At 41.1% G+C, this 18,663-nt stretch carries 16 protein-coding genes; 7 read left to right on the top strand and 9 right to left on the bottom strand.

Features of this window, described 5'->3' with window-relative positions:
* Positions 1–44 precede the first annotated feature (44 nt).
* The 3 genes from FEK29_RS18090 to FEK29_RS02840 all read right to left on the bottom strand — a co-directional run bounded on the left by FEK29_RS18090 (position 45) and on the right by FEK29_RS02840 (position 2,661).
* Positions 45–410, bottom strand: a complete 366-nt coding sequence (locus FEK29_RS18090; protein WP_205123385.1) for a hypothetical protein — start codon at positions 408–410, stop codon at positions 45–47.
* A gap of 368 nt (positions 411–778) precedes the next feature.
* Complete coding sequence (locus FEK29_RS02845; protein ID WP_138256874.1) at positions 779–1,819, bottom strand: NADP(H)-dependent aldo-keto reductase; 1,041 nt, start codon at positions 1,817–1,819, stop codon at positions 779–781.
* Positions 1,820–1,896: 77 nt separating this feature from the next.
* Positions 1,897–2,661, bottom strand: coding sequence for an exodeoxyribonuclease III (locus FEK29_RS02840; protein WP_138257335.1), 765 nt, complete (start codon positions 2,659–2,661; stop codon positions 1,897–1,899).
* A 129-nt stretch (positions 2,662–2,790) separates the two neighbouring features.
* On the opposite strand from FEK29_RS02840, the gene FEK29_RS02835 reads away from it, so the two are divergent.
* Both FEK29_RS02835 and FEK29_RS02830 read left to right on the top strand, forming a co-directional pair.
* Positions 2,791–3,312 (top strand): hypothetical protein, encoded by a 522-nt coding sequence (locus FEK29_RS02835; protein WP_240042646.1) that lies wholly within the window; start codon positions 2,791–2,793, stop codon positions 3,310–3,312.
* 157 nt (positions 3,313–3,469) lie between these two features.
* Entirely contained in the window at positions 3,470–5,548 is a 2,079-nt protein-coding gene (locus FEK29_RS02830; RefSeq protein ID WP_138257333.1) for a TonB-dependent receptor family protein, read from the top strand.
* Here FEK29_RS02830 and FEK29_RS02825 read toward each other — a convergent pair.
* Both FEK29_RS02825 and FEK29_RS02820 read right to left on the bottom strand, forming a co-directional pair.
* Entirely contained in the window at positions 5,545–7,092 is a 1,548-nt protein-coding gene (locus FEK29_RS02825) for a glycine--tRNA ligase (RefSeq protein ID WP_138256873.1), read from the bottom strand. The two genes, FEK29_RS02830 and FEK29_RS02825, sit on opposite strands and share 4 nt — an antisense overlap.
* Before the next feature lie 37 nt (positions 7,093–7,129).
* On the bottom strand, positions 7,130–8,041 hold the full coding sequence (locus tag FEK29_RS02820) for a hypothetical protein (RefSeq protein ID WP_317129161.1): 912 nt from the start codon (positions 8,039–8,041) through the stop codon (positions 7,130–7,132).
* A gap of 15 nt (positions 8,042–8,056) precedes the next feature.
* Between FEK29_RS02820 and FEK29_RS02815 the strand changes: the two genes are divergently transcribed.
* The 3 genes from FEK29_RS02815 to FEK29_RS02805 are packed head-to-tail and all read left to right on the top strand — an operon-like array spanning position 8,057 to position 11,119.
* Positions 8,057–8,773: a ComF family protein gene (locus tag FEK29_RS02815; protein ID WP_240042645.1), complete on the top strand. Its 717-nt coding sequence runs from the start codon at positions 8,057–8,059 to the stop codon at positions 8,771–8,773.
* A 43-nt stretch (positions 8,774–8,816) separates the two neighbouring features.
* Positions 8,817–10,433, top strand: a complete 1,617-nt coding sequence (locus FEK29_RS02810) for an Ig-like domain-containing protein (protein WP_138256872.1) — start codon at positions 8,817–8,819, stop codon at positions 10,431–10,433.
* 11 nt (positions 10,434–10,444) lie between these two features.
* On the top strand, positions 10,445–11,119 hold the full coding sequence (locus tag FEK29_RS02805; protein ID WP_138256871.1) for a hypothetical protein: 675 nt from the start codon (positions 10,445–10,447) through the stop codon (positions 11,117–11,119).
* Here the strand turns inward: FEK29_RS02805 and FEK29_RS02800 are convergent.
* On the bottom strand, positions 11,111–11,881 hold the full coding sequence (locus tag FEK29_RS02800; RefSeq protein ID WP_138256870.1) for an amidohydrolase: 771 nt from the start codon (positions 11,879–11,881) through the stop codon (positions 11,111–11,113). The genes FEK29_RS02805 and FEK29_RS02800 overlap by 9 nt on opposite strands.
* A gap of 47 nt (positions 11,882–11,928) precedes the next feature.
* On the bottom strand, positions 11,929–12,396 hold the full coding sequence (locus tag FEK29_RS02795; RefSeq protein ID WP_138256869.1) for an ankyrin repeat domain-containing protein: 468 nt from the start codon (positions 12,394–12,396) through the stop codon (positions 11,929–11,931).
* Between the two features lie 301 nt (positions 12,397–12,697).
* Between FEK29_RS02795 and FEK29_RS02790 the strand changes: the two genes are divergently transcribed.
* The gene (locus FEK29_RS02790) at positions 12,698–13,087 is read left to right on the top strand and encodes a response regulator (RefSeq protein WP_138256868.1); all 390 of its coding nucleotides are present in this window, start codon (positions 12,698–12,700) and stop codon (positions 13,085–13,087) included.
* 1 nt (position 13,088) lies between these two features.
* Here the strand turns inward: FEK29_RS02790 and FEK29_RS02785 are convergent, their stop codons facing one another.
* Together FEK29_RS02785 and FEK29_RS02780 are read right to left on the bottom strand one after the other, a co-directional pair.
* Positions 13,089–14,471: a DUF5689 domain-containing protein gene (locus FEK29_RS02785; RefSeq protein ID WP_138257330.1), complete on the bottom strand. Its 1,383-nt coding sequence runs from the start codon at positions 14,469–14,471 to the stop codon at positions 13,089–13,091.
* Entirely contained in the window at positions 14,471–17,173 is a 2,703-nt protein-coding gene (locus tag FEK29_RS02780; protein WP_138256867.1) for a carboxypeptidase-like regulatory domain-containing protein, read from the bottom strand. Before FEK29_RS02780 ends, FEK29_RS02785 begins: the two co-directional genes overlap by 1 nt.
* Positions 17,174–17,445: 272 nt before the next feature.
* On the opposite strand from FEK29_RS02780, the gene FEK29_RS02775 reads away from it, so the two are divergent.
* The gene (locus FEK29_RS02775) at positions 17,446–18,426 is read left to right on the top strand and encodes an endonuclease/exonuclease/phosphatase family protein (RefSeq protein ID WP_317129160.1); all 981 of its coding nucleotides are present in this window, start codon (positions 17,446–17,448) and stop codon (positions 18,424–18,426) included.
* The last annotated feature ends 237 nt before the right edge of the window (positions 18,427–18,663 follow it).

Here is an 18,663-nt window from a genome sequence, read left to right as displayed (position 1 = left end):
AAGAATCCTTTTACCAAATATAATTTAGATGTTCCAGTATTAGGTTATTTCTTTTCCAGCCTTCTGAATCCATAGTAAATCAGACCACAACAAATTAAAAGACCAAGTATAGCGGGTATAATAATGGATTTTCCAGATTCGCCAGCATTTTGAATACTCCACACCATTTTTCCGGTTGCCATAAGAACGACTACGCCAATACCCATTACTACACTTCGCTTCCAAAAAGCCATTCCTAATGCAATAAGGGAAATGGGAATGGTCAATGCCAGAAGCTGTTTGCTTACACTCCAATCACTATACAGATACTCTTTCTCAAATTCTAGAAAAGCAATCACATCTTCGCTTACAATTTCAGGTTTAGGGAACCAAAACATACTTGTGAACAGGGCAAAGATGGAAATCATCATACCTGTGAAGCTTTTCTTGTAGGCGAAATAGCAAAATGGAAGCAAAAATAGAGGCCGTAAATACCAACTCCATTGATTATGGTGTCGTTCAAAAACCCAATCAAAAAAGAACTTATTATTCATTGAAATTATAATAAAGGCGATAGTCAATATCAAAAAAACACTACCTATTATAAAATCTTTGCTTCTATCCCACATCTATTTTATAAAATGAATGCTAAAAGAAATTTGTGATATTCAATTCCTTTGTACAAAATTCTACCTCTTATCCCTCATAATCCTAGAAAGGGTCAATATGATAATTATGACCACGATGATCAAGGCCACTTGCCAAAAGCCTACTCTAAGAAATATTAATAAGTCTATCATTATGGTGCCGGGTTAGGATGTTCGTTATGAATTTTTTCGATGCCCTCCATGATTTCTGAAGTCAAGGTAATATCGATACTTCCAATATTTTCCTTCAACTGTTTCATACTGGTGGCGCCAATGATATTACTGGTCAGAAAGGGTCTGGTGTTCACGTAGGCCAGAGCCATTTGGGCCAAGGAAATATTGTGTTCCTGTGCCAGTTCATAATATTTCTGGGTAGCTTTTACCGCAGTATCGGAGCTGTATCTTTTGTAGTTGGGGAATAAGGCGATTCGGGAGCCTTCCGGTAATCTATTACCCAAATACTTTCCACTCAATACGCCAAAGCCCAAGGGGGAATAGGCCAAAAGGCCAATGTTCTCCCGCATGGAAATTTCGGCCAATCCAACTTCGAACAATCGGTTGAGCAAGCTATAGGGGTTTTGAATGGTAATCATTCTAGGTAATGAGGCGTGAACCTTGCTTTCCTCCAAAAAACGCATCGTACCCCAAGGCGTTTCATTGGAAATACCTACATGGCGTATTTTCCCCTCGCGCATCAAATCCCGTAGGGTTTCCAAAACTTGGTGGATATTGTCCTCCCAATAATCGGTTACCTGGTGGGTATAGCCCCGTTGACCAAAATAGTTCGTGTTTCTTTCCGGCCAGTGCAATTGGTATAGGTCTATATAATCCGTCTGGAGTCGTTTTAAACTTCCCTCCAAGGCTTCGATGATGGATGCACGGGTAAATCCGGTCGTTCTAATGAATTTGGTAAAATCGGCCTTGCCTGCAATCTTACTGGCCAAAACGACCTTGTCCCTATTACCGTTTTTCTTGAACCAGGTTCCAATGATTTTTTCGGTCAACGAATGTCTATCCGGATGTGCCGGAATAGGGTAGAGTTCGGCGGTATCAAAAAAGTTGATTCCCTGGTCAAGGGCATAATCCATTTGTTCATGCCCTTCGGCTTCGGTATTTTGGTTGCCCCAGGTCATGGTGCCTAGGCATATTTTACTGACTTCGATATCGGTATGGGGAAGGTGGGTGTATTTCATATTAAATGCGGCAGGTTATCGATTTAAAATCTTAAAATTACGAAATAGGAACGGTACTCGCCTTGAAGTTGTTTAAATCAAACGATAAGTTCCAGTAAAATAGGACAATGATCGCTGTGTTTGGCTTCGGATAAAATAACGGAACGTTCTAATTTTTGGGTTAGGGGTTCAGAAACCATACCGTAGTCCAAACGCCAACCCTTGTTGTTGTTTCGGGCATTGGCCCTATAGCTCCACCAGGTATAATTATCCGGTTGCTGATTGAAATGCCTAAAACTGTCCGTAAAACCGCTCTTGATAAAATTTCCGATCCATTCCCGTTCAACGGGCAAAAATCCCGATACGTTCTGGAGTCCCACAGGATTGTGTATATCGATGGCCTTGTGGCAAATGTTGTAATCCCCCAAAACAATAAAATTTGGATGTCTTTTTCGAAACTCGTCCGCAAACCTTTGAAAATCTGCCATATAGGTCAGTTTGTGTTCCAGACGGGCAAAGTTGGTACCCGATGGCAGGTACATGCTCATTACGGCAACATCCCCAAAATGGGCGGTGATATTTCGGCCCTCAAAATCCATATAGTCTATACCCGTACCGTAGACCACATCATCAGGCCTTTTTTTGGATAGGATGGCCACGCCACTGTATCCTTTTTTTTGGGCACTGAACCAATAATGATAGGGGTATCCGGCCGACTCAAAAAGCGATAAATCCAACTGCTCTTTGTTCGCCTTTGTTTCCTGGAGACAGACCACATCCGGGTCCACCGCTTTCAACCACGGTAAAAAATCCTTTCGCAATGCAGCCCTGATACCATTTACATTGTAGGAAACGATCTTCATCATAAGTGCCTTTGGGCCAAAAATAGAAAAGCCTACCCAATTATTCCCAAGTATGGCTACCTAAATCCTAACTTTGTCCTCTTTGGAACGACCTTTGATTACCACTCTAAGAATTAGAAACCATATGTCATGAGATATTTTTTATGCCTGATTATGAGTCTAGGTTTTACCAGCTCAATAATGGGACAGGCCTATCCAAGATTTGAAAATAATCACGAAATAAAATTCAATATCGGTCAATTTTTGGCCACCTCCACGGTTGAAGGTTTGTATGAATTTTTTTTTACCGAGGACACGAGTATTGGGGGAACCCTTTATTTTAATGGCGATGCGACCGATTACAACGGTAACTTTGGCATTGGCCCTAACCTTCGCGCTTATTTTGGCTATATACCCCGAAGCGGTTTTTTTGCCGAAGTATTTGGACTGTATTACACCGGTGAAAATGATGTGGATAGTACAACCTTGGGAGCTAGAAACAACGACTATGGCACTACCGCCATAGGTCTAGGAATAGGTAATAAGTGGGTCACCCGAAGCGACCGTTTTACCTTGGAAATCCATGGAGGTATGGGCCGAAATATAAACCCGGAAGTTTTTCAAAATGCATTTATGTTTAGGGGCGGACTCTCTATTGGTTTTAGATTTTAAGCCCAAATTATGCGTTAGGACTTCGTAATGAGGGTTCAAAATACAATAAACACAGATGTTTTCTTAAACAGCGTGTTTGAAGTAGTTTGAAGCCGTAATAGATTTTCTATTGCATATTTTGGGTTAAACCATAACTTCGCATTTTATGCGAAGATTGATGAAATACCTACCCCTCTTAGTTCTAGTATCCACACTATTTGTAAAGGCCCAAGACCCCATAAATAGGGATAGTATCACCCAACTGGAAGAAGTGATCCTTATAGATGCGTTGAAGAACAAAAAGGTAATCGGTATCACGCCATCGGAAGTAATATCGGCCAAAACCTTTCAAAATTATAGTCCAGTAGACATTGTATCCTCCATGAACCAAATCCCCGGGGTCTATGTACTTTCAGGTGCCTTGAACACCAACAGGATTACCATTAGGGGCATAGGGGCCAGAACGTTGTTCGGCACAGATAAACTCAGGCTTTACTACAACGAGATTCCCGTGACCAACGGAACGGGTTCGTCCACCATTGAGGCTTATGACCTGGAGAATTTGGGCCAAATAGAAGTAGTGAAAGGGCCTAAGGGAACGGAATTTGGGGCCAATCTTGGGGGTGCCATTATCCTCACACCAAAGGAAGCTTTGGGAAGGTCCACGAATTTTAGTAACAACTTTACCATAGGTTCCTTTAACCTTTTAAAAAATAATCTGGCCTTTAACCATTTCGATGGAAAACTACGTTTGAATCTGCAATACGGCCATTTGGAAACCGATGGATACCGCGAAAACAATAACTTTGAGCGCGACGGATTCCTGCTGAATACATCCTATCAACTGAACCCCAAAAACAAGCTCTCACTATTGGTGAACCATATCGACTACACGGCCCAAATACCCAGTTCCTTGGGAATTACGGCATTCAACGAAGACCCTACGCAGGCCACGTTTACCTGGAGGGCCTCCCGCGGTTTCGAAACGAACAATCAGACACTTTTGGGCGTATCCCTAAACCATGAATTTTCTACCCGTTTTCAGAACACCACCAGTTTCTTTTATAGTTATTTGGATAAGACCGAAGCGCGACCTTTTGGCATTTTGGAGGAAATCACCAATGGTTTTGGGTTCAGAACCCTGTTTTCAGGGAATCTAACCCTTTTTGAAAAAAATACCGATTTCACCTTTGGAGCGGAACTTTACAAGGATGAATATGATTGGGACGAGTTTGAAAATCTATATCCGGAAAACGATGGCAACGGCAGTTTAAAGGGCGCCCAGTTTGCCCGAAATAAGGAATTTAGGGGACAATGGAACCTTTTTACTTCCTTACAATATCCATTCACCGATGCATTCTCGGCGCAATTGGGTCTTAGCCTCAACAAAACGGACTTCGATTTACAGGACCTGTTCAATATTGGAAATGCAAACAATAGTGGAAGCAGGGATTTTGACCCTATCCTGCTACCTAGTCTAACCCTAAACTATTCCTTAGGCACTAATCAGGAATTGTATGCCAACATTAGTAGGGGCTTTACCAATCCTAGCCTTGAACGTACCTTGACCCCGGAAGGCATCATCAATCCCGATATCAAACAGGAAACCGGCACAAACTACGAAATTGGAACCAATCTTCTTTTTGATCAAAACCGACTGCGCATCAACCTGACCCTCTATCAAATGGATATCAATAATTTATTGATCAGGGAACAGGTTGGTGACGATCAATTTATTGAAAAAAATGCCGGATCGTCCAAGCACCAAGGCGTGGAGCTTGGAGTGGACTACTCGCTTTTTTCATCCACCTCGGTAGTTCTGGTAAATCCGTTTGTCAACTACAATCTAAACCACCATAGGTTCACGGATTTTGTGGACGGCGGCATTGACTATTCCGGTAACGAGTTGACCGGTGTGCCAAAACATCGGTTGACCATGGGCCTCCAAAATCGCATCTTTACCCATTTTTACCTCAACCTTATTTACCAACACGTAGGCAGTATTCCCTTAACGGATGCCAACGATGTGTATAGCGATGCCTTCAATTTGGTGAATTTCCGGGCCGGATATCGCAAAAAACTAACACCAAAATTCACCTTGGGCGTGGACTTTGGCATCAACAATGCATTCGATGTACTCTATGCACGTTCTGTGCTGATAAATACACAGGGATTTGGCGGTGCGGAACCTCGTTATTATTATCCGGGAGACGGCCGGAATTATTACGGCTCACTTAATGTGGCCTACGCACTTTAAGCCTCCATTTTTTGAAGCCAGGTACGCATATCCACGGCCTCGTGAATGATTCCTTTCAATGCTGCAATGGCCACGCGTTCCTGATCCATGGAATCCCTATGACGAATGGTAACCGTTTGGTCTTCCAAGGTCTGATGGTCCACAGTGATACAGAATGGGGTACCATTCGCATCCTGCCTTCTGTAGCGTCTGCCTACGGCATCCTTTTCATCGTATGTTACATTGAAATCCCATTTAAGCTCATCCAAGATTTGTTGCGCCACCTTCGGTAATCCATCCTTTTTTACCAACGGCAAAATAGCGGCTTTGGTAGGTGCCAGAACTGCCGGAAGTTTTAAAACGGTCCTAGAAGTACCGTTTTCCAATTCCTCCTCTTGAAGCGAATTGGAGAAGACCGCCAAGAACATTCGATCTAGACCAATGGACGTTTCCAGTACGTATGGAACATAGTTTCGATTGGTCTCATGGTCAAAGTACTGTAGTTTCTTTCCAGAGTATTTTTCATGGCTTCCCAAATCGAAATCGGTTCTGGAATGGATTCCCTCCAATTCCTTGAACCCGAAAGGGAAACGAAATTCAATATCCGCGGCCGCATCCGCGTAGTGTGCCAATTTTTCATGGTCATGGAACCTATAGTTGTCTTCGCCCATACCTAGGGAAAGGTGCCATTTCATTCGATGCTCCTTCCAATGCTCGTACCATTCCTGTTGTGTTCCTGGCTGGATAAAGAACTGCATTTCCATCTGTTCGAATTCCCGCATACGGAAGATGAACTGTCTTGCGACGATTTCGTTCCTGAAGGCCTTTCCGGTCTGTGCAATCCCAAACGGGATCTTCATCCTTCCGGCCTTTTGTACGTTCAAAAAGTTTACGAAAATACCCTGTGCCGTTTCTGGTCGCAAGTATAGGTCCATGGCATTTTCCGCACTGGCGCCCAGCTTGGTGCCGAACATGAGGTTGAACTGTTTTACATCGGTCCAATTCTTGGATCCAGACATGGGGCATGCAATATCCAGCTCCTCGATCAAGGCTTTAACATCGGCCAAATCTTCTTTCTCCAGGGACTTTGCCATTCGGCTTAAGATACTTTTCCCTTGTTCCAAATATTCGACTACCCTAGGGTTGGTCTCCAAAAATTTCTGTTTGTTGAAGTTTTCGCCAAAACGTTTTTCGGCCTTGGCGACCTCCTTTTCTATTTTGGCATCGATTTTACCTACGTAATCCTCAATGAGGACATCTGCCCGGTATCGTTTTTTGGAGTCCTTATTGTCTATCAACGGGTCATTAAAGGCATCTACGTGCCCAGAGGCCTTCCATGTAGTTGGGTGCATGAATATGGCGGCATCGATGCCCACAATATTCTCGTTCAATTGAACCATGGCCTTCCACCAATACTGACGTATATTGTTCTTAAGCTCTACACCGTTATGGCCATAGTCGTATACGGCGCTTAAACCATCATAAATTTCACTGGATTGGAATACATAACCGTATTCCTTTGCATGGGAAATTACCTTCTTAAAAATATCTTCTTGATTTGCCATGCGGCAAAAATAGAATATTAGCCAAAAAGAAGGGAATTTATTTTAATTGAAATTCTGAGGAGGTAATTAGTCGTTCGTCCTCAAAAACGTTCAATGTGTAGGTTCCTTCCTTTAAGGAGCCTTCCGGAACGGTTACGTAATCACAGATGGAGGTTTCTTCACCAAAGTATTGAAATTCAACCCTTTTACTGTAAACATTGCCGTTTACCGTAATCGTATTGGCATTGTCCTCTACAATCTGTTTGTTTGGATCCAAGAATTGGAGATAGATAACTTTCTCGGATCGGGCTACGTCCGGATCTGCCAACACGGTAACACAACCACGAAGTTTTTCAATGGTAGATGCCTTATTGGTACCAACGGGACGGGACCCCCTCAACCTGAAACCGCTACCTTCTGAATAGTCCATGTTTAGGTAGTTCTTGACCTTTAGCTGCTGATTGAGTTCCATGATCTTTCTTCGCTGTAGGGCCTCTGCCTCTGCCAGACTGTTGCTGTTCGCCTGTAAAAGCTCAATTTGCTTTCTGGCCTCGTCGTATTTGTCCGTCAACAGCAAATTGTTATACCTAAGAAAATTGTTCTTAAGCTTTAGACTATCGTTTTTGGCTTCCAGTCTTCGTAGTTCCGACTTAAATTCCCTAAGCCTGTCGATAGTAAAATTTAGCCTCCCTACTGAATCCTTAAGTTGTTGCACTTGGAACTTCGCATCTTGAAGTTCTATATCGTTCATTTCGTTCAACGCAGAAAGTCGGTCCAAGTCGGCCTTCATCAATGTAAGGTCCTTCACCAGAACATCCTTTTGTTGTTCCAGGAAACTTATTTCAGATTTGGATTGTGCATGACTGTAGTAAAAGGCAATTAGGATACCAATTATAACAGCGGCCATAGCGGCAAGTATTATTTTATAATTGAATTTAGTATCTTGATTGTCCATCCAATAAATGGGCATTTAGTAGGTTAAATAATGAAGCAAGAAATGTTTCTCGCCAAGCTGTCAAATATAGCAAATGATATAAACACCCTCCTATTCCCTCACGCATGTTTTGGATGTAATGACAGATTAATTAGAGGAGAGAAGCTATTGTGTACCGTTTGTCGACACCAATTGCCACTCACCGATTACACCTTTAACGAAGAAAATCCTGTAGATCGTATCTTTTATGGTAGAATTAACATAAAAAAAGCGAGTTCCTTCCTTCATTTTACAGATTATGGCATCGTAAAAAACCTTATTCATAACCTAAAATATAAAAATCAAGAGCACATTGGGGCGTTTTTGGGCGATTGGTACGGACAACTCCTAAAGGAAAACGACCACCTTCCAAAAATAGATTTTGTAATCCCTGTTCCCTTACACAGGAAAAGACTTAAAAAAAGAGGCTATAACCAAACGGCCCTATTCGCAAAACGATTGGCAGCACATATTAGATCTGAATATTTAGACAAAGTTCTGACCAAAACTGCAAACACAAGGACACAGACCAAGAAAAACAGATTGGCCAGATGGTACGACAATAAATCCCTTTACACCGTAACCGATACCGAAATTTTAAAGAACAAGACCATTTTATTGGTCGATGATGTGATTACCACAGGAGCTACCATGGAACTATGTGGTGAAGCGCTATTAAAAATAGAAGGTACCACCATATTTATAGCGAGCATTGCGGTCGTGGAGTAATATCTGGGGAATATATTGTTTCTTTGTCCTATAATTTTGTTCCATGTTCCGTAGAATCCTAGGTTACATATTCATTTTACTTTCAATTACGGCGTTCTACCAATGTGCAAGAAAAGGAACGCCCACAGGTGGGCCAAAAGATGTTACTCCCCCTGTTCTATTACGTGCCGTGCCTGAGAACATGAGTACCAACTTTGAAGGAAAAAAAATACGTCTCTATTTTGATGAGCTTGTAAAATTGGAGAAAGTACAGGAGCAATTGATTGTTTCACCTCCCTTAAAATATCAGCCATTGTTAAGCCCTCAGGGTGGTGCCAACAAATTTGTTGAAATTGTCATACAGGATACATTAAAGGAAAATACGACCTATACCATAAATTTTGGGCAAAGTATCGTAGACAATAACGAAGGAAATCCAAACCCATTCTTAACCTATGTTTTTTCTACGGGCGACTACATTGACTCCTTGGAACTACAAGGTGTTGTGAAGGACGCTTTCAACAAAGAGGCCGATGATTTTATCAGTGTAATGCTTTACAGTATCGATTCCAGTTATACAGATTCTACCGTTTACAAAAGACCTCCCAATTACATTACCAACACCTTGGACAGTACGATCATCTTTAATTTGAAAAACTTAAAGGAAGGAACCTATGCCCTTTTTGCGATAAAGGACCAGACCAAAAACAACGTTTTTGACCAGAATACGGATAAAATCGGGTTTATTAAGGATACCGTCCGGCTACCAACGGATTCCATTTACCTTCTAAATCTTTTTAGGGAAGTCCCGGACTACGGTATTGCCGTTCCTACTTATGCGGCAAAAAATAAAATCAGCTTTGGATATTACGGGGATGGGAAGGATATAGAACTGAATACCATTTCCCCTATTCCGGATACCGTGAAAACAAAAATCCTAAAAGAAAGGGATAAGGATACCCTGAACTTTTGGTTTACACCGTATGATATGGATTCCCTGTTGTTTACAGTGAAGAACGAGCGCCTAAAACTTATAGATACGTTTAAGGTGAAAAGTAGGAAGGTGGGCATTGATTCCCTTAAATTGACTCCCAGCCGTACGGGTACATTGAACTTTGGGGAACGCTTTTCACTACTGGCGAACACGCCCATAGAATCCTTAGACACTACAAAAATTGAGGTGTTCAAGCAGGATACTTTACAAGTAATCCACACCGCGGTCCTGGACTCTTTGGAAAATCAGGTTAATATTGAGTTCAAGGTGGATGCGAATGAAAAATATAAAGTTCAGATGATTCCTGGTGCTATTGTGGATTTTTTCGGTACAACAAACGATTCCATCAATTTTGTCCTGAACACCAAGAGTTATGCGGACTACGGAAACCTATCTGTTAATTTAACTGGTGAATCTATAGAATACCCAGTAATACTAGAACTGACCAACGAAAAAGGCGAGGTGCAAAGGACGCAGATTGCAACAGAACCTAAGGTTTTTGAATTTAATCATATAAGTCCCGGAAAATATTTGATCCGAGCCATTTTCGATACAAACAATAATGGACAATGGGATACGGGAAACTACCTCAAAAGAATTCAGCCAGAAAAGGTGTCCTATTACCCTACTACCATTGAGATGCGCGCCAACTGGATAGAGAACATTACTTTTACAATTCTTAATTAATTACTTATCAAATGAATAGAATTTTCTTTTTAATCCATTTTTTATTTACCATTGTCTCTACATGGTCGCAACCTAATTTAGTAAATGAAGAAGGAGGAACCTTTCAAACAGGAAATTTAGACGTTCCTTTTTTAAGAGTTTCTGAAATAAGCGGTAATAAGATTGTGGGTAGTATCTACATAAGTGAAGAATGGGAACAAGCTACCATTATAGATTTATCAAATAAAAAAAGAATAAAAATACTAGCGCGCTTTAATGTCTACCACGGTGAAATAGAAATTTTAAAGGATAAGGAAATTTCGGCGCTGTATCCTACAAAAGGAATAAAAGTTCAGTTAAATGGAAAGAATTTAGTCCCCCTTCACTTAGGAAAAAGAAATAAGCCAATTTTTGCTGAAATTCTTGCTCAAGGAAAATACAATCTTTATAAGGTTTTCGATATTAAGATTAACAAAGCGCCATCAGACGCCAAACTTTTAAATATTGAAAGTGTAGATAAAGTCGAAATAGTTCATCAATTCTATTTTAATAGAGAGGAAGGACAGGTGGCAGAACTACCCACAAACAAACGAACCATGAAATCAGAGTTGCCTTCCAGCATTATGGAAATTCTTAAAAAAGAAAAATTATCCGCTAGAAAAGAGGAAGACTTGATTAAGTTATTTTCAATACTTAACTCACAGTAGCCGGAACATATCCCTGTCCTGAAGGAATTTTAAATTGTCCCTGGTTTTGGATATGTGTCTTTTATCAATTGTCACTTGAAGAATTTCTTCCTTCTCCGAAAAAACCAATTGTTGACCAAGTGCATCATAGGCCGCTGAATGTCCAACATACTCCAATCCTTTTTCATCGCTACCTATCCTATTCACCCCTATACAATAGCTCATATTCTCAATAGCTCTTGCCTTTAACAAGGTATCCCAGGCTTCAATCCGCGGTTTGGGCCAATTCGCTACATACAATAGAACATCGTAATCCAACGTATTTCTACTCCAAACAGGAAACCTTAGATCGTAACAGATCATAAAGTTCAATTTGAAACCTTTATAGTTAATAATCAAATGTTGCTTACCTGCCTGATATTTTTCATTTTCTCCTGCCAATGTAAAGGTGTGTCGTTTATCATACTTCCAAACCTCACCCTTTGGGGTAACAAAAAAAAGTCGGTTATAATGAAGTCCGTTTTCAGTATAAACGATGCTACCTACAATGGCAGCCTTTGTTTTTTTGGCCATTTCCTTCATCCAATTTACCGTGATTCCTCCTTCTTCAACATCCAAATTTTCGGGTGACATGGTAAATCCGGTAGTAAACATTTCTGGAAGAACGATTAGATCCACCCCATTTATAGTATCCATCTTGGCAGCAAATGAATTCCTGTTCAAGGCAGGCTGCTCCCAAATAATGGGAGATTGTATTAGGGTAATCTTAAGTTCGTTTTTCATGTCGTATCAAGTCTTCACACTATACTTTAAGGAAGTTGCCCATTCAATTACCCTTGCAGTAAATCGATTAATTTAGGGTTGCCTTTTGTTTTCGCATGGTTCAATGCCGTATTACCTCTCTGATCCTTTGTACTTTGGTCGGCACCATTTTTAACTAAAAGCTTGGCAATCTCATATTTATCGAACATGGCTGCATAAACAAGAGCCGTGGCCCCCATGGTGTTCTGTACATCCAATTTTGCCCCGTTATCGATCAGAAGTTTGGCAATTTCCAAATATCCTTTAAAACAGACCCCCATTAATGGGGTGTTTCCGGCAGCATCCTGCGCATTAATATCCGCCCCGTAATCAAGTAACAATTTGGTTATTTCTAAACGGTCGTAATAGGTAGCCAATAACAGCGGAGTGGAGCCCCTTTCATCTTTGGAGCTAACAAGCCCTGGATTATCGTTTAAAGCATCTTGTACACCTTCCAAATTTCCGTTCCTGATATAATCGTAAATATTGTGTTCCATTAGTATGGTAAAAAATAGGGTTTTGTCAAAAAAAACTTTTTAATATATTAATTATAAACGCTGATTTAAAGCTCATATATTCAAATATCATATTAAAATTAACATGTCGCCTACTTTATTCTATAATCTAGGCTTATGATTTTTGTCAATTTAACTAAAAGCATTCAAAACCTGATTTTTATCCGTGAAGGTGTGGTTATAATTCTTAGTTTTACGCCAATTTTTAGAACAAAACAAACCATACTTTAATAAGGATAATTTTTCCCTGATATGGTTCCTTGGATTTTGAGTTTCGATTTTCATGAGTAGGATTGATAGCTGTTGTATAATTGATGATGATGAGTTTTTTGCCTTCAACACAAAAAAACTCATGAAGCAAATAGGGTTTTGTGAAAACGTTCTCTGGTATGCAGATGGACAGGAAGCCATAGATAGTCTTATTGGACTTTTGATTGAAAACATTCCACTTCCACAAATCATATTTTTAGACCTGAACATGCCCAACAAGGATGGATGGGCCTTTTTGGAAGAGTTTCAAAACATTCCCAAACACCAACGTGAAAATGTTAAGGTATATATTGTTAGCTCCTTTGTAAGCCCTGAGAATATGGCCAAGGTTCAAAAGTATTGTACGGTAGCATCCTATTTGGTAAAGCCTTTAACTGCAGATTCCTTAAATGAGGTTGCGTAAGTTAGCGTATTCCTGGCGAAAAATCCACTGGGGCCAATTGAGGAAGGTTAATCGTACCGGACTCTCCGGAATCATTGTATATCTCCCATTCTGAAAACTCATACAAAGGACTCCCTTGGGTTACTTCCAATCTTCTTTGGGCTCGACCATCTTCAAACTCATGATCCGTTCCCGTACCATCTTGGCCTATTACGCCAAAAATATCTATCACCGTTCCAAAGGGATCGACCAAGACGAGGTTGTCGTCCCCATTGGAATCCGCGGGTGAGTTGGTTCCCGCATCCACATCAGGTAAAAATCCATAAACTTGTTCAAAAACCAAAGGATTGGGCGATATCAATAACGTACTTTCCCCATCAATAACATGTCCCGTTAATTCCGTTGAGGAGCTCACCGTTTCACTATCATTGGTATACCGAAGGATTTGCCAACCTTTTAGGGATAATGGGGCCGTATCTGAATTGTATATTTCCACAAATCTGGCTTCCGGATCGTTATCCGGGTCCGCCAATTCCGAAAAGAAAATAGTGTTGGAAGTAAATTCGTCCACGAAATCCTCGCACCTTTCTTGGTCAAATTCAATATCGGTAAAATCCCTTATTACCAATTTAAAGTCATTTCCGTCCTTTACGAGGACACCGGTAATATTTCCACGACCCTCGGGAAGCAAAATGGATTGAAAATCGGCAAAACCACTATTCAACAAAATCAGCTCGTTATCCTCACAATCCACTAGTAAACGCTCCGTTTCGGCCTCCTTTTCGGCAAATAAGTTACCTAGTTCCGCTGCTGAAAACTCTAAATTTTGAAATTGTACCAACGTGCCTGCATTGTTATCCTGCAAATCCGGAATTGTTAGTACATCCGGTTGCAAAACGGCTCCTTCACCACAGGCTACAAAGACATGCTCAAAGATTTGGTTGTAAGGCAATCGCCCAACGGAAACATTCCCAAAGGAGGTAAATACTCCGCCAATTTTAAACTGATTTCTGGTACGTCCCAAGTACAATCCTTTCAGCTTGATCAAAATCTTGTTCCCAACCTCAAAAAATAGATGGGAATCCCGCATTTCTATTTCTATCTGAAGTCCATCGGTGGGGTTATTGGTGCTGTTCTGAAAATACAGTACGCTGAAAAAGTTGTTTTGGGCATCGGAAGAAATCACATATCCTTCCAGGATCCAATCCTCCTGGATTTGAAGCGTTTCGTCCTGATAGTATTCCTTAAGTTCCTCGATACTGATGTTCGCGACCAGATTTGATTCACAGGCAGGTTCCAGTACCTCAAAATCCTTGTTCTTTACACAGGCAAAAAGCATACCTACCATAAGTAAAAATATGGTCTTTACAATGAGCTGGTAGTATGTTTTAGAAAGATGTGTCATCAAAAACTTAGGGCTATGTTTAAAAAAAAGGTCCTTCCGTAGCCATACCAATATTTTGGGGCAAAAGAAGGGGTACCGCTCAAATTGTCCTGTCGTAACTGACCAAAGTTGCCATTGCGGCTTTGTTCATAGCCACCGGTTCTAAAAGTGGTATCGAACACATTGTTCACACTGGCGAAAACACCTAGGTACTTCCCGTTTTTCAACCACGATTTTCCTCCCACAAGATTCAAAAGATAAAAGTTGTCCAAGGATTTCTGTTCCAAAAGCGCGTCCACATTTTCTTCTGTTGCATCGGGAAAACGTTGCCCCGTCTCAGGGTTCAAAACAAAGCTATCCGTTCTCGTTATTGTGGAAATATTGGCATAGTTATTCGCAAGGTAATTGGCGGTGACACCTACCCACCAGTACTTGGGATCTCTATATTCCATACCGAAGGCAAAGGCCTGTTGTGGTCCCTGACCCAATTTATAGCCCTTTAGCTTTGCAGGCCCCAAATCCTGGAATCCCTGGACATTGATCAGTTCTTCCTCCGCCGATGCCGTGTCAAAATTAATGGTCACCAAAGGATCACTGGCATACACATATTTTCCGATGGAGGAAACCAATGACAATTTTACCGTTGAGGATACCTGGTATTCCAGCCCCAATTCCGTTCCAAGGTGCAATTTGTCCAAACCCGTCAATACCTCTTGGACAAAATCCGACCCAACACCGGAGTCGACAAAGAAAAAGTTGATATCGGTAGTGTTTTGAAATCGGGTGTAATAACCGGTTATACGACCCGTAAGATTGGGCAAACGAAGGAAATAGTTGATATCCAAAGTGGAAACGGTTTCCGTCCGCATGTTGGGTACCAAGGCATTGGACTCCCTTGGGTTCACGAAAACATTTTGAAGCAACGGTGCCCTTTTGATGAAAGCCCCTTGCATAGTGACCCAATGTCTTCCGGTTATCGCATGGGTAAGACCTCCTTTGACCCCAAAATTTGAAAAAGTTATGTTCCTGCTTGCGCCCAAAGAATTTTCCAGAAACCGTTCATTCTGAAATTTACCTGTTCTTTGATATGCTTTCCGATTGAATTGTCCGGCCAAAAAGAACTTCCACTTGTTCAAGTCGGCCGAAATCTGCGAATAGGCCCTAAGTTCATTAGCCTGAAATTCGTAATTATACCCAAAGAAATCCCCTTCCCTTTTTTCCAAATTGGAATCGATGTCATTTCTGGTATTGGAAAAAGGGTCGATATCCCTGTGAAATTCGGCCCCCAACAGATCATCCACTTCGGCGAAGTTTTTGGATTTTAAATATCGGTTCATGATACCAAAATCGACCTTTATGTTTGGGTCCCATTGGAAATTACCGTTCAAATTGGCCGTAAACTGGGCATCCGAAACCACATCGTCATAGAGTACATAAACAGCTTCGCCGCCCAGGGACGAGTTCGCATTGGCGCTGTATACGTTTTGCCAATCCAATTGCGGATCTTTTAGAAAACTATTCTTGGCCATTTCTGCACTAATGAAGTTCGCACCAATAGGACTGTTGACATAAAAGCTGGGCAGGTACCTGTAGTATGTTGGGTCTGGATTTGGGGCATTGTAATACCCCAGCCTGCTTCGTTTATGGGTTCCATTTTGGTAGACCAACCCAAGGGATAGGTCCAGTTTATTGGCATTATAAAAATAATTGAACAACACCATAGGTTCTGAAATGAAGCGTTCCCGAGAGTTCCTTATTTTACCATCCTGTAGCCCCCAATACGGATTGTATTTGTTACCCATCAAACTGAACACCTCTTCCGTAATGGCGGACGACCGGCCCCTTCTATTACTTGTAAATATGCCGGATAAGAGAAAACTGTGGTTGTCATCGAGCTCATATTCCAACTGACCGCTTAATGAATAAGCATCGTACAGGGTTCCGTCAATGAAGCCTTCTTTCGCCCATCTTCTGGAACCGGACAGTACATAGGCAAATCCATTTTCCTTCATTCCGGAATTATACGTCGCCATCAATCTTCCCGCGTAGGTTCTATTGGAGGCCGATGTTGAAATACGTGTTCCCGGTCGTAATCCGGAGGGTCTCAAATCGATATTGGTATTGCCCAAAATACCCCCAAAGGTATAGTCCGAAGCATCCAGCCCATTCGAGTATTCCTGGTTCCTGGTAATATCGTTCAGCCCGCCCCAATTATTCCACTGGGGGCGACCATCGAACAATTTGTTCATGGGGACACCGTTCAACAGCACCTCCCCTTCTTGGGCATCGTACCCTCGAACCCTAAAAAAAGCCTGACCAAAATCAAATGCGGCCCTACTTAGAAAAACATCCCGGGTTGCCTGCAAAAGTCCTAAAGTGTTTGATGTGGATTCATCGTCCAGCAGTTCTGCATCGGTAAGTGTGATCAGATTGTCCTGTTGTTCAACAGAAATATCCCTTTTTAGGAGTATGCTGCCAAGATTAAGCGACTTTCCGTCAAGCACAATTGGGATTCGTTTGGATTCGTAATCCTGAAAGGTAATTCTTAGAATATAATCGCCCATAAGGTCCGTCTCAAAGGCGAACTGTCCATCCACATTGGTCCTAACTTCTATGGATTTCCCCTCAATACGGATGCTTGCGCCTTCAATTGCCACATTGTTATAAGAAGTAAGGACGGTTCCGGATACGGAATAACTGGTTTGTCCGAAAACAGTATTCATAAAGACAAAAATCGGTATAAGAAATATGCCCTTGTACATTATGGTTGGTTAGTGCAAACCCTAATATATTTAAAAACAATTGCTTAACTCGATTTTTTATATAAAAACCATATATTTCGGTACTAATGACACCTTATTGAGGCATTTATTATAGTAACCTAAATACCTTACTTTGATATTTTTAAAACTTGATTGAATAAATTAGTAAGAAACTCATGAAGAAGGTCGGCTTACTTTTAACCCTCTTGTACACTTTGTTCAGCCTCGGACAAATGCAAAAGAATTATCAATTACGAACCATCGCCTTCTATAATCTTGAAAACCTGTTCGACACCATAAATGACAGTTTGGTGTATGACGATGATAGAACACCCACGGGAAAGGATAATTGGACCGAAGAGCGCTATTGGAAAAAGATTGAAAATCTTTCCAAGGTCATATCCGATATTGGTTCCGATAATAACCCATCGGGTCCCGATATACTTGGTGTCTGCGAGGCGGAAAATCGAAAGGTACTCGAGGATTTGATCAACCATCCAGCCCTTCAAAAAAAGCAATATGGAATAGTACATTTTGATTCCCCCGATGAACGCGGAATAGATGTAGGGCTTCTCTATACGAAGTCCTCTTTTATCCCTATATCCTTTGTAAGCAGGAGATTGCTTTTGAATAATGAAGAAGGCTTTAGGGACTATACCCGGGACCAATTGGTAGTAGAAGGGCTTTTGGACAATGAAAAAATCTATGTAATCGTAAACCATTGGCCCTCTAGAAGTGGCGGAGAACTTAGAAGCAGGCCTTATCGATTGAAGGCCGCTGAATTGAACAAGAGAATTATAGATTCTCTGCGATATTTGGATTCCAATGCAAAAATTGTAAGTATGGGAGATTTTAACGACGACCCTATAAGTCCCAGCTTTAAAAAAATATTGAAAGTAAAGGGGAAGGAGAAACAATTGGATTCAACGGGCCTCTTTGGGCCCATGGAAAATTTATTCAAAAAAGGCATCGGTTCGTTGGCCTATAGGGACAAATGGAACCTTTTTGATCAAATATACCTGACCGCCAACTTGCTCAACAACCCAAAAGGATACCGGTTTTGGAAGGCCGATGTTTTCAATCCACCTTACTTGATCGACCCAAAAGGAATCTACAAGGGCTATCCTTTACGTACCTACGCTGGCGGAAGTTATATTGGGGGATATAGTGACCATTTTCCTGTATATGTGCATTTGATACGGAAAGTCAAATAAATATGAGTTCAAAACTATAATTCCTTTATTTGTAGGTGGATGTAAATAGGACATTTAATGCCTCTATAAATGTAATCGAGAAATTCTTATAAAAACCGTAAGGCTCAAGTAGGTCTCGCATCTCGTCTCCGCTCGATGTGACAGCAAGACCTGAAATTTACCCAAAAATCATGAATGTAGAATAGATGACGATTCCTATAGTAAACTCAAGTTAAATAAGCATCCTAATAAAATCTA

Source organism: Maribacter aurantiacus (assembly GCF_005780245.1).
Lineage (GTDB): Bacteria > Bacteroidota > Bacteroidia > Flavobacteriales > Flavobacteriaceae > Maribacter > Maribacter flavus.
The sequence above is the reverse complement of the archived record's forward strand: the minus strand, read 5'-3'. Positions and strand labels throughout refer to the sequence as shown.